Here is a 20,337-nt window from a genome sequence, read left to right as displayed (position 1 = left end):
ATCGAAACTTAAAGCCATCATGTCAAAACGCAACACACCTCAACGTCGCCACAATATCCTCGCCTTGCTCAATGAACAGGGCGAAGTGAGCGTTGACGAGTTGGCCAAGCGTTTCGAAACCTCTGAAGTTACGATTCGAAAGGACCTGGCCGCCCTGGAGAGCAATGGCTTGCTGCTGCGCCGCTACGGTGGAGCGATCACCATGCCCCAGGAACTGGTCAGCGATATTGGCCAGCCAGTATCCCTATACAAGCAGGCCATTGCCCGCGCTGCGGTGCAGCGTATCCGTGAGCATGCCCGGATCATCATCGACAGTGGCAGCACCACCGCCGCGATGATCCCCGAGCTGGGCCTGCAGCCTGGCCTGGTGGTCATGACCAACTCGCTGAATGTGGCCAACGCCCTGAGCGAGCTGGAGCACGAACCGGTGCTGTTGATGACCGGTGGCACCTGGGACCCGCATTCCGAGTCCTTCCAGGGCCAAGTGGCCGAGCAGGTTCTACGCTCATACGACTTCGACCAGCTGTTTATCGGTGCCGATGGCATCGATCTGGCCCGTGGCACTACCACCTTCAACGAACTGCTGGGTTTGAGCCGGGTCATGGCCGAAGTGGCCCGGGAAGTGGTGGTGATGGTCGAATCCGACAAGATCGGCCGCAAGATTCCCAACCTGGAGCTGCCGTGGAGCAGCGTCCATACCCTTATTACCGATGATCGCCTGCCCTTAGAGGTCCGCGACCAGATCCAGGCCCGCGGCATAACTCTGATTTGCGCGGCTGTCAGCTAGGAGAGAAACCATGTGTGGAATTGTTGGCGCCGTTGCTGAACGCAATATCACCGCCATTTTGCTGGAAGGCCTCAAGCGCCTCGAATACCGCGGCTACGACAGCGCCGGTGTGGCGGTCTATACCAATGCCGGCAAGCTGGAGCGCATGCGGCGCCCGGGCAAGGTCAGCGAACTGGAGCAGGCCCTGGCCAGTGAGCCGCTGGTCGGCCGCCTGGGCATCGCCCACACCCGCTGGGCCACCCACGGTGCGCCATGCGAACGTAATGCCCACCCGCATTTCTCCGGCGACCTGGCGATCGTGCACAACGGCATCATCGAGAACCACGAAACCTTGCGCGCTCAGCTCGGCGCCCTGGGTTACGAGTTCACTTCGGACACCGACACCGAAGTCATCGCCCACTTGCTGAACCACAAGCTCAAGGACCTGGGCGACCTCACGGTGGCTCTAAAGGCCACCGTCAAGGAGCTGCACGGTGCCTACGGCCTGGCCGTGATCAGCGCCAGCCAGCCGGACCGCCTGGTCGCGGCCCGCAGCGGCAGCCCGCTGGTGATCGGACTGGGCCTGGGGGAAAACTTCCTCGCCTCCGACCAACTGGCCCTGCGCCAGGTCACCGACCGCTTCATGTACCTGGAAGAAGGTGATATCGCCGAAATCCGCCGCGACAGCGTGCAGATCTGGGACATCGACGGCAAAGCGGTTGAGCGCGAGGCGGTGCAGTACCGCGACGGCGCCGAAGCGGCAGAGAAGGGCGAGTTCCGCCACTTCATGCTCAAGGAAATCCACGAGCAGCCATCCGTGGTGCAGCGCACCCTGGAAGGCCGCCTGAGTGCCAACCAGGTACTGGTCCAGGCCTTCGGTCCGCAAGCCGCCGAGCTGTTCGCCAAGGTGCGCAATGTGCAGATCGTCGCCTGCGGCACCAGCTACCACGCCGGCATGGTCGCCCGTTACTGGCTGGAAGAACTGGCCGGTATCCCCTGCCAGGTGGAAGTGGCCAGCGAGTTCCGCTACCGCAAGGTGGTGGTGCAGCCCGACACCCTGTTCGTGACCATCTCCCAGTCCGGCGAAACCGCCGACACTTTGGCCGCTCTGCGCAATGCCAAGGAGCTGGGCTTCCTCGCCAGCCTGGCGATCTGCAACGTCGGCATCAGCTCCCTGGTGCGTGAATCGGACCTGACCCTGCTGACCCAGGCCGGTCGCGAGATCGGCGTGGCCTCGACCAAGGCCTTCACCACCCAACTGGTGGGCCTGCTGCTGCTGACCCTGTCCCTGGGCCAGGTACGTGGCACCCTGGCCGCCGGCGTGGAAGCCGAGCTGGTGGAAGAGCTGCGTCGCCTGCCGATCCGCCTGGGCGAAGCCCTGGCCATGGATGGTGTGGTGGAAAAAACGGCCGAGCTGTTTGCCGACAAGCACCACACCCTGTTCCTCGGCCGTGGTGCCCAGTACCCGGTGGCGATGGAAGGCTCGCTCAAGCTCAAGGAGATTTCCTACATCCACGCCGAAGCCTATCCGGCCGGCGAGCTCAAGCACGGCCCCCTGGCGCTTGTGGATAACGACATGCCGGTGGTTACCGTGGCACCGAACAACGAGCTGCTGGAAAAGCTCAAGTCCAACCTGCAGGAAGTGCGCGCCCGTGGCGGCGAACTGATCGTGTTCGCCGACGAGCAGGCCGGCATGACCAATGGCGAAGGTACCCACGTGATCCAGATGCCGCACATCCACGACATCCTCTCGCCGATCCTCTACACCATCCCGCTGCAGCTGCTGTCCTACTACGTGGCCGTGCTCAAGGGCACCGACGTCGACCAGCCGCGCAACCTCGCCAAGTCGGTGACCGTGGAGTGAGTTATCCACAGTGACCGCCCAGGTGCTCGCTCTTGCAACAAGGCGCTCCAGATGAGCGCCTTGTTGCAGGGGGCTGCTTCACATGGCGCCGACTCAGTTGGGCGCTAGCAGCGAGCGAAAGCGTGAATCGCTGCGGGTTGGGGCCAGGGTGTACAGCTGTTCTTTCTTGTCGATCCAGGTGTAGAGCGCGTATTCCTTGTCGCTGTCACCAACGTGTTTGCCCAGGCCATAAACCGAAAGATGACTGCTCGGGGTATTGCCATACGTGTAGAACATTGAGCAGGTGCGGTTACGTTGTTTGTCGCGCCAGGTGTAGTGATGGACAGCTTGATTGCCAATGTACAGGGGCTCGCCATCCACCGTCAGGTTGCCACGATCAAGGCGATCGAAGAGGAAGTTCATGGCTTCGATCTCGAAACCATCATGGTTGAATTGGTCAAGGTTGCCGACCAGCGTGATTGCAGGATTCAAAGTGGGCATATCAAGCCTCTCTCTACTGTGATGGGTTGCCAAATTGGCAAGCCCATCTCAGCGCCATGCCGCTGCCAGCATCAGTAGGAAACAATTCCGCGACAGCATTCGGGGCGATATTTTCTTGGGCCGGCGAGACAGTCTTTAATCCTCACTATCACTCAAGTGATGGTCCTGGATCATCGAAGCTGACACAGCAAGAGGGGAGCCCAGCCGGGCTCCCCTCTTTGTTCTTTTCCTTTGCCTGCCTGCAGCGCTCGTCGCTCAGGCGTGGCGGCGCTGAACAGCGCTCAGCGCGAATGCTGTATCGAAACAATGTCGCCAGTCGACGCGTCGATATCCACCCTGAACATTGCCTGGTCACGCTGACGGCTGAACATGCAGGTAAAGATGCTGGGCGAAACCTGCGGGAACTGCTCGAACCAGCTGTAGATACCTGCTTCGAGCTGGCCATTGATCAGTAACTGGTCGGCAATCCTGATCTGTTGCTGGCGGTCGCCGGAGACCACGTAGAGGGTTGCGGCCACGCCCGTATCGTCATCGTTCCACAGGATGGCCAGGTGTTGCCGATCCGGCACCACGATCGCCAGCAGGCCGCGGCTGTTGACCACGCTCAGGAGCTGTTCCTGCCAGCGCCAGCGAGCCTCGACGACCCGGCAAGGAGACCACCCCAGGGCGATCATCTGGTCCACCGTCATGTTTTCGTCGATGACCTTGCCGTCTTCGCGGATCCGCTCGAAATCACTAATCACAACTTTCACTCCACAGGCAGCACACCAGGCGTGCCGACAATTTTCAGATTCCTGTCACCGACGAACTCCACCTGCTGCACGCCGCCCTTGTAGTTCTCCAGCGGGCCGGTGATACCACTGTGAATCTTTTGCGGTGCGGTGGTTTCGACGGTGATCACATGGGATACGTCTGTCTTGAATCGATCGAGGATCACCAGTTTATCCCGAGCGTAGGCCTGGCTGGGAATCGGCTCGGGGGCGGCGAAACCTCCGAAGGCTGGCTTGCCCTGCATGATGGCTTCGGCCTGGCCCTTGGCGACGACCATCTGGTATTGCCTTCCCGGTGGCACTATTTCGGTCTTGACCTGGGTGCCTTCCAGCCAAGCCGGCAAATTGCCCTCGGCGACCATCGCCTCGTTGACCTGGGCGGCCGTGCGCACCTCGAGCACCTGCGACTGGTTGGCCAGTCGCGCGGCATTGCGTTCGGCGCTCAACTTGGCCATTTTCGGCCCGGCGCCGAGCAGCGCCAGGCCGGCGATACCTTGCAGCAGGTCACGGTAGCCCGGGCCGAGCCGGTCGCCGAGCTGGCCCAGCAACTCCATGCCGCCATAGATCGCGGCCCCCACCGCCACGGTGGTCAGCAGGGCCGCGAGGCCGGCCATGGCGGCCAGCACCAGCGCGCCGGCGGCGGCGACCAGGCCCAGCGCCTCCAGGCCGGTATGCAGCCAGCCCTCGATATCCAGCACGAATTCCACCTGCAGCGTCGGACCGCCGATGAAGGTGTTCGGGCTACCGGACTTGATATGCGCGCCGCAGGTCATCTTGCTGCTCAGTCGCGCCGCCGGCTTGCCGTTGATATACACGGTAGCGCTGCCTTCGGCGATGGTGACCGGGAAGGGCCAGGGGGGATGCGCCACAGGAAAGCCGGTACAGGAACTGGACACGTCCTCGCCGGCACGCATGGCATTGCGCAAGTTGACGAATACGTTGGGACTGCCCCTTATGAGTTCACCGGTGGTTGGCTCGGGCAGATCGAAGATGGTCGACAGCCCCTTCACCAGCTGGAACATCGACAGGCCACCGGCGGCGACCGAACCCGCCAGGATCACCACCGCCAGGCCGCCTGTTGCCGCGGTCGCCGCAATGATGGCCGCGCCAATGAGAGCGCCTGCGACCGCGCCGGCGAGCATGGCAGCAACTCCGAATCCATGGGCGATGTCGTCGCCCAACCGCGCTGCGGCCTGTACATCCATGCTGAGACTCCGCCTGCGATGCGATACGCATCTTCCCTGGGGCCAGTGGGTGGCCCGAGCGGCGGATTATCAAAGAGTAACCGGGGGCGCGGCAAGAGCTGGAAGGCAGTCTGTCGTCACAGGGGACCACTCGCGCTTCACGCCGCCGGCGGGAAGGAACCAAACGGCTGGGGTGCACCCTTGTCCTTGCTCGCCTGTCCGCGTTGGATCTTCGAAAAACAATTGAAATCAGAGCGTTATTTTTGTGCGACAGTTTTGGTTCTGCGAATCCACTGCGAGTGCCAGTGGACGCCCCGGCGAATCCCGACTTGTGCACAGGCCGGAATTTTTTAGCGCGCTAATGGAAAACCAATGACACTTCGCCTGATTCATGGATGGATGATCGTTCTGATGGTGGCTGTCCTGGGCCTGGGAGTCCTGACCCCAGTGCTCTCCAACAGCCTCTTGCTGCTGATGGACCGAACCAATTTCATTCCTGCTGAATCGTCCATCTGGACCTTTGAACCGACCCTGATCAACCAGGGTTCCTCTTCCTATTGGCTATACGGTGAAGATCAGCAGTACTACTTCTATTTTTCCTACGCCCAAGACCAACCTTACCGGTTGATTGCCAAAACCAACCGTTGCCCCGGATTTGACAAGCACGAGGTGCAGACCTGGTGCGCTCCCTGACGTCGTGGCCGTGGATTATGCTGCGCGTGCGGGGCGCCTGTCGGGCGGGCGCTGCCAGGTGAGATAAGACATGGACAGGTTTCAGGAAATGCAGGTGTTCGTCTGTGTCGCCCAGGAGCAGGGGTTCGCCGCGGCTGCGCGGCGCCTTAACCTGTCGGCGGCCAGCGTCACCCGGGCCGTGGCAGCCCTCGAACAGCGCATCGGCACCCAGTTGCTGGTGCGCACCACCCGCAAGGTGCACCTGAGCGAAGCCGGGCAACGTTATCTGGAGGACTGCCGACGCATTCTCGCCGAGGTCCAGGATGCCGAGGCCTCGGCCGCCGGCATCCACGCCCAGCCACGGGGGCAACTGAGCCTGACTGCGCCGGTGCTGTTCGGCGATCTGTTCGTCACACCGCTGCTGGTGCGCTATCTGCAACGTTATCCACAGGTCAGCGTCAACGCCTTGCTGGTGGACCGAGTGGCGAACATGGTGGATGAAGGCATCGATGTGGCGGTGCGCATCGGCGAATTGCCGGACAGCGGCCAGCACAGCATCCGAGTAGGCCAGGTGCGCCGGGTGGTCTGTGCAGCCCCCGGATTCCTGGCGGCCCATGGTTGCCCCCAGCACCCCGACGACCTGCGCCAGGCTCCGCTGATTGCGCCATCCTCCACCGGCCAGGCGCGCCACTGGCAATTCAACGACGCCGGGCGCGCTCTGAGCCTGCGCCCGGAACCGCGGCTGCTGGTGAGCGCCAACCAGGCCGCCATCAGTGCCGCCTGCCTGGGGCTGGGCCTGACCCGGGTGCTGTCCTATCAGGTGGCCGATCAGGTCGCTGCCGGCCAGCTGCAGATCGTGCTGGCGGATTTCGAGCTGCCGCCCTTGCCGATCCACGTGGTGTACCAGGGCGGTCGCAAGGCGCCGGCGCGGGTACGCAGCTTTGTCGATTTCGCCGTGCAGGCCCTGCGCGAGCATCCATCGCTCAATACTTGATCAGCTTTATTGCGCTGGCTGAAATGCCGGATTGCGATTTCTGGTGATTCTGTTGTTTTGCGTCATGGACCAAGATGGCCCTGCCAGCGCGGCCCTTCGACCGCGTCCCAGCCTGCGGAGTCGAGCATGTCCCTGCTTCCCATCAAGTTCTACAACTTTCCCCGGTCCGGCCACGCTCACCGCGTCGAGCTGATGCTGTCGCTGCTGGACCTGCCTACCGAAACCATCTTTGTCGACCTGGCCCAGGGTGCCCACAAGCAGCCCGAGTTCCTGGCCCTCAACGCCTTTGGCCAAGTACCGGTGATCGATGACCAGGGCACGGTGCTGGCGGACTCCAACGCGATCCTGGTGTACCTGGCGCAACGCTATGGCCGCGGCCGCTGGTTGCCCACCGACCCGGTGGGCGCGGCGCAGGTACAGCGCTGGTTGTCGGTGGCGGCGGGGCCGATCGCCTTCGGTCCGGCGGCGGCGCGACTGATCACGGTGTTCGGCGCCACCTTCAATGCCGAGGAGGTCATTGCCCGGGCCCACGGCCTGCTCAAGGTCATGGACCAGGAACTGGCGAACCGGCCGTTCCTGGTGGGTGAACAGGCGACCATCGCCGACGTCGCCGGCTACAGCTATATCGCCCACGCGCCGGAGGGCAACGTGTCCCTGGCCGATTATCCCAACGTGCGGGCCTGACTGGCGCGGATCGAGGCCTTGCCGGGCTTCGTGCCCATGCCGTCCACGGCGGCGGGGCTCAAAAGCGCCTGAGGCGCACCTGCGGAGGCAGCACCATGAGCAGCAGTTCCCCCTGGCATGCCGGCGAGCGGCAGTTGCAGGCCCGGGCCGGAGTGGCCGAGCGCATGGAGGCCTTTGGCACCAAGGTGATCCGCCAGGCGATGCCGGATCAGCACCGGCAGTTCTACGGGCAGTTGCCGTTCATCCTGGTGGGCGCGGTGGATGCCCAGGGCAACCCCTGGGCGAGCATTCTCGAAGGCCCGCCCGGTTTCGCCCAGGCCCCCGAGGCGACCCGGCTGCGCCTGGGCAGCCTGCCGGCCGCCGACGACCCCGTGCAGTTGCAGGAAGGTGCGGCCCTGGGCTTGCTGGGCATTGAACTGCACACCCGGCGGCGCAACCGCCTCAATGGCCGGGTCAGTGCTGTGGACCGCCACGGCTTCAGCGTGACGGTGCAACAGGCGTTCGGCAATTGCCCGCAATACATCCAGCAGCGCGAGCTGCAGCAGGTGCCCTTGAGCGACCCCGCCAGCCGGCCGGCACAGTATCGCGACGGCCTGGATCCTGAGGCTCGGGCCCTGATCGGTGGCGCCGACACCTTCTTTGTCGCCAGCTACGTCGACCTGGACGGCCAGCGCTCGGTGGATGTGTCCCACCGTGGCGGCCAGGCCGGGTTCGTCCGGGTCGAGGGCAATTGCCTGACCATCCCGGATTTTGCCGGCAACCTGCACTTCAATACCCTGGGCAACCTGCTGCTCAACCCCCGGGCCGGCTTGTTGTTCATCGACTTTCACAGCGGTGAGTTGCTGCAGCTCAGCGGCCGCACCGAAATCATCCACGACGGGCCGCTGGTCAAGGCCTTCCAGGGCGCCGAGCGGTTGTGGCGCTTTACCGTGGAGCGGCTGGTACGGCGCCCGGCGGCGCTGTCCCTGCGTTGGCAGTTGCAGGGTTTTTCCCCCAACAGCCTGCTGACCGGCAGTTGGCCGCAAGCCGAGGCTCGGCTGCGCGCCACGGCCCTGGGCCAGCAGTGGCGGCCATTGCGGGTGACCCGGATCGAGGACGAAAGCAGCAGCATTCGCTCCTTCTACCTGGAACCGGCGGATGCAGCCGGCGGCCCGAGCTTTGTGCCCGGCCAGCACCTGCCCGTGCAGGTCGTGCTCGACGGCCAGCCGCTGATTCGCACCTACAGCCTGTCCAGCGCGCCTTCCGATGATTTTCTGCGTATCAGCGTCAAGCGCGAGGGCCAGGTTTCCCGCCACCTGCATCAGGCACTCAAGGTCGGCGACTTGCTGCAGGCCCGCGCCCCACAGGGGCGTTTCACTACTGATGCGCTGTCGTCACAGCCACTGGTGCTGCTGGCGGCCGGGGTCGGCATCACACCGTTGCTGTCGATGCTGCGGGAGGTGCTGTACCAGGGCCTGCGCACCCGGCATACCCGGCCCACCTGGTTGATCCAGGGTTCGCGCACGCTTGCCGAGCAACCCTTTGCCAAGGAGCTGCAAACCCTGCTGGCGCAGGCTGGGGATTCAGTGCGGCTGCTGCGCCTGCTCAGCCAGCCGGAAGCCGGGGCCCGGCCGGGTGCTGGCTTTGATCATTGCGGGCGCATCGATGTGCAACTGCTGCTGGCGCAACCGGACCTGGATCTTGACCGCGCAGACTTCGTGCTCTGCGGCCCCGGGGCCTTTACCCAGGGCCTGTACGACAGCCTGCGGGACCTGGATATCGACGACCGGCAGATCCATGCCGAAACCTTCGGCCCTTCGACCCTGCGCCGCCGGCCGGACCCCGAGGCCGTGCCCTTTGCCCAACCGCCTGCCGCCACCCGGGCCGTGGCGGTGCGGTTCCAGCAGGCCGGCCGGGAGCTGTCCTGGGAGCCGGCCAGCGGCAGCCTGCTGCAACTGGCGGAGAGTGCCGGCCTGCATCCGCCATTCAGTTGCCGTGGCGGCTCCTGCGGCACTTGCCAGACCCGGTTGATCAGCGGCCAGGTGAATTATCCACAGGTGCCTGCACAGTTACCGGAACCGGGGCAGGTGCTGATCTGCTGCGCGGTGCCGGCGGCTGTGGATAACCTGGTGCCAGCGTTGGTACTGGACCTGTAGAAGCGGGAAAAAACTCCTTGCGGCGATTGCTGCCAACCGCGCTGCTGCGTAGGCTGGCGGCTGCTTTGTCGCGGTAGCTGAGGGTTGTAAGTGAGGGGGGAAGGCCCTGCGGTTCTTTTCGCTGCCTCGCGGGCCCGGCAGCGGCTACAGGCGATGTCGATCAGGTGTATGGCGCCCGGTATTCCGGGGCTTTTGCGTTAAAGGGAATCAACGATTCATGCTCCCCCGGTTTTTGCTCCGTCTTTGCGCCGTGCTGGTCTGCGGGCTGCTGCTCAATGCCTGTCGTCATGAAGAGGGGCCGCCCCTGGATCAGCAGCTCTATATCTGGCAACGCCAGTGGACCCCGGCCCACGCCGACGCCCTGGCAGGCTCGCGGGCGGACTTTTCCACCGTCCGGGTGCTGGCCCTGCAGGCTTTTCCACAGGCCGGCTGGAGCCGGGCGCGGATCGACGCCGCCTTGCTCAAGCAAGACGGTCGCCCACTGATTGCGGTGGTGCGCCTGGATGGCCAACTGCCGTCCCTGAACCAGGACGACATCCTCCAGCAGGTGCAGCAACTGCTGGCCGACTGGCAAGGGCAGGGCCTGACCCTGGCCGGCCTGGAGATCGACCACGATGCCGGCAGCGCCCGGCTGCCGGCCTATGCCGGGCTCCTGCGGCGGCTGCGCGAGGTGCTGCCGCAGCAGCTGGCCCTGAGCATCACCGCGCTGCCCGCCTGGCTCGACAGCCGCGAGTTGCCCGGGCTGCTGGCTCAGGTCGACAGCAGCGTGCTCCAGGTGCATGCGGTCAGCGACCCCCGGCGCGGGCTGTTCGACCCGCACCAGGCTGAACAATGGGCCAGGCGCTGGGCTGGGGTTAGCGACAAGCCGTTCTACCTGGCCCTGCCTGCCTACGGCGTGGCCTTGCTGCCCGGCACCGCCCAGGCTCCAGTGGTGGAAAGCGAGGCGCCCATTGCGCGCCGGGGCCAGCGCCGGGAGCTGATGGCCGACCCCGAGCAACTGAGCCAACTGGCCAAGACCCTGCGCAATGATCCGCCGGCCCATCTGGCCGGGCTGATCTGGTTTCGCCTGCCGCTCAAGGGCGATGTCCGCGCCTGGAGCCTGGATACCCTGCGCGCGGTGGCCCGTGGAGACGTGCTGGACAGCCGCTTGGGCATCAGCCTGCAGGAGCAGGACGGTCTCTTCGATATCCGCTTGGACAACCCGGGCAATCTCGACCGCCCTTTGCCTGAACAACTGACCCTGGCCGTTGCCCAATGCGACGGATTCGACGGGCTGAGCGGTTATTCCGCCGAGCTGCGTGACGGCCAGCTGCTATTGACCCGCCAGCAGGCCGGCCGTCTGGCGGCGGGCGGCACCCGGGCCGTGGGCTGGGCCCGCTGTACAAAAATTGACCAAGGAGCTGCACATGTTCGTCCCTAGATCCCGCTACCTGCTGTGCCTGAGCCTGTGCCTGCCCTTGGCCCCGGCCCTGGCCTGCGGTCCGACCTTCCCCATGCGCCTGCTGGAGGATCGCCCGCAGACCCTGGCGCAGTTGCCCGAAGGCAGCTTCCAGTTCGAAGTGTCCCGCCTGGGCAAGCCCATCGTCGGGCTCAAGCCAGTGGTCAAGGATGCCTTCAGCCGCGATTACAACCTGCCTGACAGCTACGAGGTACAGGCGCGCAACTGGGCGGAACAGCAAGGGCTGGACGACGCCCAGAAAGCCCTGGTCGGGCAGTTGCGCATGCTCAATGACGGGCGCGTGGCGGAGCAGCAAGGGGCCAGCCTGCCGCCGCAGATCAACCTCTACACCGCGGGCGCGGTGGCCTTCGGCGCCGGGGATCATGAGCTGGCGGCGGAGTATTTCCGCAAGGTGCTGGCGCTGCCCGCCGAGCAGCGGGCGCTGCGCAGTACCTGGGCCGCCTACTCCCTGGGCCGGGCCCTGCAAGCCATCAGTGAAGAGGCCAACGAGCTGGACGACCAGGGGCGCAGCGACACCTTGCTGGCGGCGCGCCAGGCCTTCGTCCAGACCCGCCAACTGAGCATCGACGGCTTCAGCGACCCCCTGGAGCTGGGCATCGCCAGCCTGGGAGAAGAGGCGCGCATTCTGAAGAACCAGAACCACTGGAGCGAGGCCATCGATCTGTATGCCAGCCAGAACCTGCTGGGGTCGGAGGTCGGCTACAGCTCGCTGAAGCAGGTGGTGGGCGAGTTGGGCGGCCTGTCGGACGCGCAATTGCTGGAGCAGCTCAAGCAGCCCTTGGTGGCGCGCTTGCTCACGGCTTCGCTGGTTTCGCACCAGGGCTGGTCCTTCGGTGAAAAGCCGGAGGCCGAGCAAAAACTGATCAAGCTGCTGAGCCAGGGCACCGCCGGCACGTTCGACAACGCCGATCGCCTGGCGGCGCTGAATTACCAGAACGGCGATTTCGCCACCACCCGGTTGCTGCTCGAGCATGCCGGCGACGGTGGCCTGGCCTGGTGGCTGCGGGCCAAGCTGGCCGTGCGCGACGGCGACAAGGCGGCGGCCGCAGCCGCTTACGCCAAGGCCGCCGCGGCTTTCCCCCGGGACGAGAGCTGGGGCTTTCGCGGCGACTACGACGGCAACTATGAAGACCTCAAGCCGGGCTGCCGGGTAGAAGGCGAAAGCGCCTTGCTGGCCCTGGACCGTGGCGACTATGTGCAGGCGTTCGAGCTGCTCTACCGCAGTGGCGACATTTACTGGCACGACGCGGCAACCGTGGCTGAGCGGGTGCTGACCCTGGATGAACTCAAGCATTTCGTCGACGCCCAGGTTCCGGCGCCGCCGCTCGTCCCCCAGCAGCCCGATGCCTACTACGAGAGCCTGCCGATTGCCGCCCAGGTACGCGAACTGCTGGGCCGGCGGCTGTTGCGCGAGGGCCGCTACGAAGAGGGCTGGGGCTACTTCTACACCCCCGAGCGCCAGGCGATCGCCAAGGCCTACGGCGAGTACCGGCGCAGTGCCGAGTCGGCCTGGCTGCCAACCCGGCGAGCCGAGGCCTATTACCAGGCGGGCAAGCTGGCACGGGCATCGGGGATGGAGATCCTCGGCTACGAGATGGGTCCGGACTACCACAGCCTGTGGGGCAGCTACAGCCTGGAAATCCCGCCGGTACAGGCTGGCCCGCTGATCAGCGCCGACGAAGTGCAGCGCCAGCAGGCCACCACTGCCGAACCCGATGTGCGCTACCACTATCGCTACGTGGCCGGCGAGCTGGGCAACCAGGCGGCGGACTTCCTGCCCCACACCAGCCAGGCTTATGCCGCGGTGCTGTGCAAGGCGGCGCGCTGGACCCGGGGCAGCGATGCCGAGATCGAGTACTACCAGCGCTATGTGCAGAACGGTCCCTTTGTGGAGTGGGCCGGCAACTTCGGCATGAACTGTGAGGAACCGGATTTCGGCAGCGCCAACAAGCGCTACCTGACCCAGTGGCTGGACGCATCCCGTTCCGCGGTGGCCGAGCACAGGCTGGCTGCCGGCGCCGGTGCCGGCGTGCTGCTGTTGGGGGCGGCCTACCTGTTCCGACGCCGCCGCGCGGTGTCCTCGCACAAGGCGACATAAAGGCGTGCCCAGGATCCTGTAGCCGCTGCCGCAGGCTGCGTACGAGCTGGGCGGCACTCCGACGCAGCGGTCGCGGCGATTTGTGGGGCGAATATTTTGCCGGGGATCGCCAGGCTCCTGCGGACCTTCGCGCAGCTTCGCCGAGGCTCGGCAGCGGCTACAGGTGCCGTCAGGCCTGCTGGACGAACGTCAGGCGCAGGGCGAAGCCGATCAGCAGGCTGCCGAACAGCCATTGCTGCACTCGTTGCGCCGACGGGCTGCGCTGCATCCAGCGGCCCAGCCCGGCACCGGCCAGGGCGTAGCAGCAGTCGAACAGGCCGCCCACGGCCACCAGCAGCACCCCCAGGGTCATGAATTGCGGGACCACCGCACCGGCCTGGGGATCGACGAACTGCGGCAGCAGTACCGAACAGAACAGCAATGCCTTGGGGTTCAGCAGGTTGGTCAACAGGCCGCGCTGGATCGCCTCGCGCCAGCGCAGGGGCGTGGCTGCGGCGGTGCCGGGCTCAAGGTTGGGCAACAGGTTCGCCCGCAGGCACTGGATACCAATCCACAGCAGGTAGGCGGCGCCCGCCAGGCGTACCAGGTCGAAGGTCCAGGGCGCGGCCTTGAACAGCGCCGCCAGGCCCAGTGCGGCCAGGGCCACATGGCAGCCGCGGGACAGGGCCAGGCCCAGCGCGGTGGCCAGAGCCTGGGCCTTGCCCTGGCGGGCGCCGGTTTGCAGCAGCAGGATCATGTCGGGGCCGGGCAGCAGGTAGACCACCGCCAGAGCCAGGAAATACATCCACAGTTGCGCCACCTTGCACCCCCTTCGTTGTCGAGTCGGTGCGCCCAGTTTAGGGCCACAGGGCAGGGCAGGTGCTTGCGTAATCAACCAACGGGAAAGCTGAAATTGGCATAATGTTCCACTAATGAACGGAATCACCATCTGGATATGCCAAACATGAAACTTGATGCCTATGACCGCAAGATCCTCGCCGCGCTGCAGCGCGATGGTCGCCTGAGCAACGTGCAACTGGCCGAAGAGATCGGCCTGTCGCCGTCACCCTGTCTGCGTCGGGTGCGCATGCTGGAAGAGGCCGGGGTGATCCGTGGCTACCAGGCCACCCTGGACCGCGACGAGGTGGGCCTGGGGCTGACCGTGTTCGTCGGGGTCAAGGTGGAGCGCCACAACGATGCCGAGGCCGAAGCCTTCCGCCAGGCGGTATTGCAGTTGCCGGAGGTGATCTCGGCGTTCCTGGTATCGGGTGAATCGGATTTCCTGCTGCAAGTGGTGGTCCCGGACCTGCGTGGCTATGACCGCTTCCTGACCGGCCACTTGCTGAAGATCCCCGGGGTCAGCGACATCCGCAGCAACTTCGCGATTCACACGGTGAAAACCCCGGGGCCCCTGCCATTGGGGCATCTACCGGGCTGAAGGGTTCAGGTCCACCAGTAGCGCACCAGGTGGAAGAAGATCGGCGCGGCAAAGCACACCGAGTCCAGGCGATCGAGCATGCCGCCGTGGCCCTCGATCATGTGCCCCCAGTCCTTGACCCCGCGGTCGCGCTTGATCGCCGACATGACGATGCCGCCGGCAAAGCCCAGCAGGTTGATCAGCAGGGCGATGAGGAATGACTGCCAGACATTGAACGGGGTGATCCAGAACAGCGCCCCGCCGATCATCGAAGCCAGCAGGATGCCGCCGACAAAGCCTTCCACGGTCTTGGACGGCGACAGGTTGGGGGCGATCTTGCGCTTGCCGAAGAGTTTTCCACAGACGTACTGCAGCACGTCCGAGAGCTGCACCACGATCACCAGGTAAGCGATCAGCAGCAGGTTGCGGCCTTCATAGCCGGCGATGTCCAGGGTCAGCAGGGCGGGCACGAAGGACACGCAGAACACCGCGATCATCAGCCCCCACTGGACCTTGGAGGCACGCTCCAGGAAGTGCGTGCTGTCGCCACCGAGCGACGCGAGGATCGGCAGCAGCAGGAACACGTAGACCGGAATGAAGATCGAGAACAGCCCGTACCAGTCGGAGTAGATCAGCAGGTATTGCAGGGGCAGGGCCAGGTAGAAGGCCGCCACCAGGGCCGGGTAGTCGCTGCGCCGGGTCGGGGTCAGGGTGAGGAATTCCCGCAGGGCGTAGAACGACACCGCATAGAACAGCAGGATCACCGCCGCGGTGCCGAGCCAGAAGGCGATACCGATCACCAGCACCATCACCCACCAGGCATTGATCCGCGCATTGAGGTTGTCGATCACCGGGTTGGGCGCGCCACGGGTGCGCCACTGGAGGATGAAACCGATCAGCGAGGCCAGCACCAGAATGGCGCCGATGCCGCCGAATAACATCAGGGTCTGCTTATCCATCTCAGGCGTGCTCCGGGGCCAGGGCCAGCAGCGCGGCGCGGCTGCGTTCGAGGAAGTGTTCCTTGCTTTCGTCTTCTTCCAGGGTCAGGGGGGCGCCGAAACTGGTGGTGCACAGCAGCGGCAGGGGCAGGAAGCGGCCCTTGGGCATGACCCGGTTGAGGTTGGCGATCCACACCGGAATCACCTCAACCTGTGGATAACGTTTGGCCAGGTGGTAGATCCCGCTCTTGAACGGCAGCAGGCCGTCTTCGGGGTTGCGAGTGCCTTCCGGGAAGATGATCAGCGAGTCGCCGTTCTCCAGGGCATCGATCATGGGTTGCAGGGGGTTGTTATCCACAGCCTCCTTGCGCTCGCGGTCGATCAGCACGCCGTTGAACACCCGATTGATGATGTAGCGGCGCAGGTTGCTTTTCTGCCAGTAGTCGGCGCCGGCCACGGGCCGCGTCAGTTTGCGCAGGGCCGGCGGCAGGGAGGCCCAGAGCAGTACGAAGTCGCCGTGGCTGCTGTGGTTGGCGAAGTAGATCCGCTGCACCGCGCGCGGTGCCGAGCCCAGCCACAGGCTGCGGGCGCCGGTGATGCTGCGGGCGGCGGAGGTAATGAGATTGGCGACCAGGGGTTCGAACATGGGCATTCCTTATCCGGCAAAGGTCAGCCAGGGGCTGACCAGGATCACGCTCAGTATCACCAGCACTTGTGCTGCCAGCAGTAATGCCTGGCGGCGCAGCAGGCCCAGGGCCCCGCGGCTGCGTTGGTCCCAGGGCCGGCCGCCGCGCTGCGCGGGTTGCAGGCCGAGGGCGCTCAGGGCCTGGTCCAGGGCCTGGGTACTGTGTTCCAGGGTAGTTGGGGCGTCGGCCACGCGTTGAAACAGGTCGGCGTCGAAGGCTACCCGCAGCGCCAGGTACTTTTCCACAAGCCCCAGCAGCACCAGGGCCAGGCTGACCAGCAGCCCGCCCAGGGTGACGCTGGTCAGCAGGTACTGGCCCAGGCCATACAGCGCGCCGAGCAGGGTCAGGCCTGTGGATAACTGATCCAGGGCGCGGCCCCGGCGCAGCAGGCTGGCCACGCTGTAGAGCTGCATTTCAGTGGACATGGGCCGTTCTCCCGGCGCTGCTCAGGGCTTGCAGCGCCTGGCGGTGGGCGGGGTGCAGGACGATCTGCGGGCGGGCCCGCTGGATCTGCACGATGGCGGCATCCACCGTGGCTGCGCGGCCGCTGTGCAGCAGCCAGGCGGCAATCGCCGTGGCGCTGCGCGAATAACCCAGGGCGCAGCACACCAGCAGCGGCCCTTGCTGGCGCAGGCGTTCGATGGCGTGGGCGGCGGCCAGGCACTGCTCGGCACTGGGGGCGCACAGGTCCAGCACCGGCAGGCTCTGGTAGGCCCGCAGCCCGCGGCTGTCCAGGGACAGCTCGGCGCACAGGTCGAGCACGGCGTCGAACGGGCTGTCCTTGAGCTCGGCCGGTGTCGGCAGGCGCCCGAGCCAGACGTTATCCACAACCGGGTCCGGCTGTGGATGTTTTCTTGTCCACAGCCGCGAGTTGATCCAGGCCGCCGCCAGGTAAGGCGCCAGCAACCAGCGCGCAGCGGGGCTGAGGCTGCCGTCCTGGCGCTTCTGGAAACCCTCGGCACCCAGCAGGGCGTAGTTCAAGGCCACCAGCAACAGCGCCACGGCGGGCCAGATCAGCCACAGCGCGGCGCCGCCCCAGGCAAAGGCTGCCCCGGCGAACAGCGTCGCACCCAGGCCATAGCGCAGGGCCAGCTGGCGGCGCTTCGGGTCCTGGGCCGCACGGGCACTGAACAATGGGCTGGGACGGTCCAGCGGCCATAGCCAGACACACAGCCAGCCGGCCAGGGCGCCTGTGGGTACATCGATGAAGTGGTGTTGATAAGTGCTCAGCACCGAGACCCCGATCAGTGCGAACCAGCCATGCACCAGCCAGCGCCAGAAGCCCTGGGTATGCCGTGCGTAGCAGACCCAGAGCACCACCAGCAGGGCGATATGCAGCGACGGCGCCTGGTTGAAGGGCTTGTCGAAGCCGGCCAGCACCGCGAACAGCCAGCCGAAAACCCCGTCCAGTTCCGGCCGGGAGAAGGTGAAGCTCAATGGCCAGAGCAGGAAGCAACTGACCGCGATCACCTGGGCGGTGAGCAGGCGCAGGGCGTGGCGCTTGAGCTCGTCACGGCTGCGCGGCAACAACAGGGAGAAGCCGTAGAGCAGGTCGATGGACCAGTAGGGCACGATGGTCCAGGCCCAGAACGGCATGTGCCGTTCCCAGTCGAAGACCATGCTGCCGACGTCGTCGCGCTGGGCGGTGACCCAGGTGGCGAAGCCGTAGGTGCTGAAGAACAGCGGTGCCAGCAACAGCAGCCAGAGCACCGCGGGTTTCAGCAGGCCCGGCTCCCGGGCCGGCAAGGCGCCTGCGGCCATCATTGCACCCGTTGCGCCAGGGATACGCTGAAGATCCCCCATTCATCCACACGCATGGTGACCTTGCGAAAGCCGGCGGCCTCCACCAGTTGGTCCATCTCCGCCTGGGTGCGGCGGCGCATGACCCAGGCCTGGCCTTCGCGGTGGCTGGTCAGGGCGCGGGCGATCAGTTCCAGCTGCGGGTGCCACGGCTGGCCGGTGTACACCAGGTAGCCGCCGGGCTCCACGGCACTGGCCAGGCCCGCCAGGGAGCCGCCGACCATCTGGTTGTCGGCGAACAGCTCATAGAGCCCGGAGACCACCGCCAGGGTGGGTTTCGGGTCCAGGGCTGCGAGGTCCTCGCGGTCGAAGGCGTTGCCTTTGACGAAGCGGGCGATGTCCCCCAGGCCTTTTTCCTGGATCAGCGCACTGCCGTCGCGCACGTTGATATCGCTGTAGTCGCGCAGCAGGATCGATTCCGGCAGCGGGCTGACCCCTTGCAGGGCTTCGAGGATGTAGCGGCCGTGGCCGGCGGCGATATCGACGATGCGCACTTCGCTGTTTTGCTCACGGAGTTTTTCCATGGCCAGGCGCAGCAGTTCTTCCACATGCAGCTTGCGCTGGCGGATGCCGCGCCAGCCGATGGAGTTCAGGTAGTTCTGGTCGATCATCCGGCCCAGTGCGGAATGCCCGGTGGGGCGGTTGCGGTAGACGTAGTCCAGGGTGCTGCCGGAGTCGAAACCGGTGTCGAAGCCCAGCTTGACCCCCGCCGACAGCTGGCTGCCCAGGCGCATGCTGGCGCGGGTGGCGCGCCAGTACAGGTCGCGCAGGGAATTGTGCGGCAGCGGCGCGGCCAGGGCTTCGGACTCGGCGCAGGTAACGCCCAGGCGGTCGGCGTCCAGCAGGGCAGGGCGGTTCAGCGGGCGCTCGAAATTCTGCAGGATGAAGCGACGGATGCTGGCCATGGCCGGCGCCCGGTTCTTTTCCCCCAGGGTGTCGTGGAAGAAGCCCGGGAGGATGTGCTTTTCCTTGTGCAGGCTGCCCAGGCGCTCGAAGAACTGCTCCTGGGGCTTGCGATGCACCACGAAGTCGGAGCCGGAGATCAGCAACTGGGTCGGCACCTGGATCGCCTGGGCGTCGGCTACCACCCGGTCTGCCGCTTCATACAGGCCCAGCAGTACATTCACCGAGATCGCCTTGGTGATCAGCGGGTCGCTGTCATAGCTGCGGACCCGCTCCGGGTCGTGGCTCAGGAAGCGCGCCTTGACGTAGCTGTTGACGAAGAAGTTGCCACGAAAGCGCCGCATCAGGGCCAGGCCGGGCCGGGCGAAGGGCACGTACAGCTTGACCTTGAACGCCGGCGAGGCCAGCACCAGGGAGCGGATGCGCGGCGCGTAGTCGTGGACCCAGGTGGACGCGATCACCGCGCCCACACTCTGGGCCACCACGGCGATGTTTTCCTCGGCGATCCCGTGGGCGCTGCCCAGGTGATCACAGAAGGTCTGCACGTCGCGCACGCTGGTAGCGAAGCTCGGGCTGTCGCCACGGGCGCCCGGCGACTGGCCATGGCCACGGGCATCCCAGGCGAAGAAATCGAACTGGGGCAGGTTCAGCTCTTCCACCAGGTGGGCAATGCGCCCGGAGTGTTCGTGACCGCGGTGGAACAGCATCACCGCTTGCCGCGGTTCGCCAGGGGCCACTTCAGTGGCTGGCCAGTGGCGGTAGAACAGTTCGACACCGTCATGGGTTCGGAACGTCTGGTGTTGAGCGTCGCGCATAGCCATTTCCTTATGCAGAGGGAGCATTGTGCTGAACTTCTTTGAGGCCCTGGCGGACCCGATTGATCAGGGTGTAGACCAGCAGTGCGGCGACCAGTGCCAGCACGCCGTTTATCCACAGGGCGCTGAGCCAGCCCAGGGCGATGCCGGTGGCCAGCACGCCGAGGATGAAGGCGCGGTCGCTCTTGCCCATGGGCCCGTCGTAGCGCCGCGAGGCCCCGACCATGGGCCCGAGCACCCCGGCGTATTCACTGAACAGCGCCAGCAGGGTCACGGCCAGCACCAGCAGCAGGCTGGCCCCGGGCAACAGGGCGAAAGGCAGGATCAGGGCGCTGTCGGCGACCACGTCGCAGAGTTCGTTGAGGTAGGCCCCCAGGCGCGATTGCTGGCCGAATTCCCGCGCCAGCATGCCGTCGATGGCATTGAGCGCCATGCGCAGGATCATCCACAGGGGAATCAGGGCGAACAGCCAGGCATGGCCGGGGAACAGGGCGATGACGGTGCCGACCAGGACCGAGATGACGGCGGCCAGGACAGTGATCTGGTTGGCCGTGGTGCCGTTGTCGTACAGGCGCTGCACCAACGGCCGCAGCAGGTTCTGAAAGCGCGGTTTGAGCTGGTAAATCGAGAGCATGATGGGACGGTTCCTTGTCGCACGCGGTGAGCAGGGCTGGATTATTGCCTTAAATGCCA

18 protein-coding genes and 1 pseudogene are annotated in these 20,337 nt (G+C 65.5%); 9 read left to right on the top strand and 10 right to left on the bottom strand.

Features of this window, described 5'->3' with window-relative positions; genetic code table 11:
• Positions 1-16 precede the first annotated feature (16 nt).
• Together BLS75_RS24190 and glmS are read left to right on the top strand one after the other, a co-directional pair.
• Positions 17-787, top strand: a complete 771-nt coding sequence (locus BLS75_RS24190) for a DeoR/GlpR family DNA-binding transcription regulator (RefSeq protein WP_169892547.1) — start codon at positions 17-19, stop codon at positions 785-787.
• Positions 788-797: 10 nt separating this feature from the next.
• On the top strand, positions 798-2,630 hold the full coding sequence (glmS, locus tag BLS75_RS24185; protein ID WP_072451920.1) for a glutamine--fructose-6-phosphate transaminase (isomerizing): 1,833 nt from the start codon (positions 798-800) through the stop codon (positions 2,628-2,630).
• Positions 2,631-2,723: 93 nt separating this feature from the next.
• On the opposite strand, the gene BLS75_RS24180 is transcribed toward glmS, so the two are convergent.
• The 3 genes from BLS75_RS24180 to BLS75_RS32765 form a co-directional block, all read right to left on the bottom strand.
• A complete protein-coding gene (locus BLS75_RS24180; RefSeq protein WP_015637570.1) occupies positions 2,724-3,110 on the bottom strand; it encodes a hypothetical protein in 387 nt (128 codons plus the stop codon).
• A gap of 281 nt (positions 3,111-3,391) precedes the next feature.
• Entirely contained in the window at positions 3,392-3,853 is a 462-nt protein-coding gene (locus tag BLS75_RS24175; RefSeq protein WP_011064375.1) for a hypothetical protein, read from the bottom strand.
• A 5-nt stretch (positions 3,854-3,858) separates the two neighbouring features.
• Entirely contained in the window at positions 3,859-5,085 is a 1,227-nt protein-coding gene (locus tag BLS75_RS32765; protein ID WP_015637569.1) for a PAAR domain-containing protein, read from the bottom strand.
• A gap of 351 nt (positions 5,086-5,436) precedes the next feature.
• On the opposite strand from BLS75_RS32765, the gene BLS75_RS24165 reads away from it, so the two are divergent.
• The 6 genes and pseudogenes from BLS75_RS24165 (at position 5,437) to BLS75_RS24140 (ending at position 13,106) form a co-directional block, all read left to right on the top strand.
• Complete coding sequence (locus BLS75_RS24165) at positions 5,437-5,757, top strand: hypothetical protein (RefSeq protein WP_011064373.1); 321 nt, start codon at positions 5,437-5,439, stop codon at positions 5,755-5,757.
• A 70-nt stretch (positions 5,758-5,827) separates the two neighbouring features.
• On the top strand, positions 5,828-6,730 hold the full coding sequence (locus tag BLS75_RS24160; RefSeq protein ID WP_072451919.1) for a LysR family transcriptional regulator: 903 nt from the start codon (positions 5,828-5,830) through the stop codon (positions 6,728-6,730).
• 126 nt (positions 6,731-6,856) lie between these two features.
• A pseudogene (locus tag BLS75_RS24155) lies at positions 6,857-7,486 on the top strand (glutathione S-transferase).
• Positions 7,487-7,509: 23 nt separating this feature from the next.
• Positions 7,510-9,549, top strand: a complete 2,040-nt coding sequence (locus BLS75_RS24150) for a 2Fe-2S iron-sulfur cluster-binding protein (RefSeq protein WP_072451918.1) — start codon at positions 7,510-7,512, stop codon at positions 9,547-9,549.
• Between the two features lie 217 nt (positions 9,550-9,766).
• Entirely contained in the window at positions 9,767-10,969 is a 1,203-nt protein-coding gene (locus tag BLS75_RS24145; RefSeq protein WP_072451917.1) for a DUF3142 domain-containing protein, read from the top strand.
• Positions 10,956-13,106 carry a hypothetical protein gene (locus tag BLS75_RS24140; RefSeq protein ID WP_072451916.1) on the top strand — a complete coding sequence of 717 codons (2,151 nt, stop codon included), beginning with the start codon at positions 10,956-10,958 and terminating at the stop codon, positions 13,104-13,106. The genes BLS75_RS24145 and BLS75_RS24140 overlap by 14 nt, the downstream gene beginning before the upstream one ends.
• A gap of 169 nt (positions 13,107-13,275) precedes the next feature.
• Here the strand turns inward: BLS75_RS24140 and BLS75_RS24135 are convergent, their stop codons facing one another.
• On the bottom strand, positions 13,276-13,905 hold the full coding sequence (locus BLS75_RS24135) for a LysE family translocator (protein ID WP_011064367.1): 630 nt from the start codon (positions 13,903-13,905) through the stop codon (positions 13,276-13,278).
• A 144-nt stretch (positions 13,906-14,049) separates the two neighbouring features.
• On the opposite strand from BLS75_RS24135, the gene BLS75_RS24130 reads away from it, so the two are divergent.
• Positions 14,050-14,523, top strand: a complete 474-nt coding sequence (locus tag BLS75_RS24130; RefSeq protein WP_011064366.1) for an Lrp/AsnC family transcriptional regulator — start codon at positions 14,050-14,052, stop codon at positions 14,521-14,523.
• A gap of 5 nt (positions 14,524-14,528) precedes the next feature.
• On the opposite strand, the gene BLS75_RS24125 is transcribed toward BLS75_RS24130, so the two are convergent.
• From BLS75_RS24125 to BLS75_RS24100, 6 genes are read right to left on the bottom strand one after another with little or no spacing between them, the layout of a single operon-like run.
• A complete protein-coding gene (locus BLS75_RS24125) occupies positions 14,529-15,461 on the bottom strand; it encodes a phosphatidate cytidylyltransferase (protein ID WP_011064365.1) in 933 nt (310 codons plus the stop codon).
• Between the two features lies 1 nt (position 15,462).
• Positions 15,463-16,086, bottom strand: coding sequence for a lysophospholipid acyltransferase family protein (locus BLS75_RS24120; protein WP_053160534.1), 624 nt, complete (start codon positions 16,084-16,086; stop codon positions 15,463-15,465).
• A 9-nt stretch (positions 16,087-16,095) separates the two neighbouring features.
• Complete coding sequence (locus BLS75_RS24115; protein ID WP_015637562.1) at positions 16,096-16,551, bottom strand: hypothetical protein; 456 nt, start codon at positions 16,549-16,551, stop codon at positions 16,096-16,098.
• Complete coding sequence (locus tag BLS75_RS24110; RefSeq protein WP_011064362.1) at positions 16,541-17,887, bottom strand: phosphatase PAP2/dual specificity phosphatase family protein; 1,347 nt, start codon at positions 17,885-17,887, stop codon at positions 16,541-16,543. Before BLS75_RS24110 ends, BLS75_RS24115 begins: the two co-directional genes overlap by 11 nt.
• Positions 17,887-19,644 carry a bifunctional alpha/beta hydrolase/class I SAM-dependent methyltransferase gene (locus BLS75_RS24105; protein ID WP_011064361.1) on the bottom strand — a complete coding sequence of 586 codons (1,758 nt, stop codon included), beginning with the start codon at positions 19,642-19,644 and terminating at the stop codon, positions 17,887-17,889. The genes BLS75_RS24110 and BLS75_RS24105 overlap by 1 nt, the downstream gene beginning before the upstream one ends.
• Positions 19,645-19,654: 10 nt before the next feature.
• Entirely contained in the window at positions 19,655-20,278 is a 624-nt protein-coding gene (locus BLS75_RS24100) for a CDP-alcohol phosphatidyltransferase family protein (protein WP_011064360.1), read from the bottom strand.
• Between the last annotated feature and the right edge of the window lie 59 nt (positions 20,279-20,337).

Origin of the sequence: Pseudomonas sp. NFPP12 (genome assembly GCF_900103205.1) — a bacterium.
GTDB lineage: Bacteria > Pseudomonadota > Gammaproteobacteria > Pseudomonadales > Pseudomonadaceae > Aquipseudomonas > Aquipseudomonas protegens.
The sequence above is the reverse complement of the archived record's forward strand: the minus strand, read 5'-3'. Positions and strand labels throughout refer to the sequence as shown.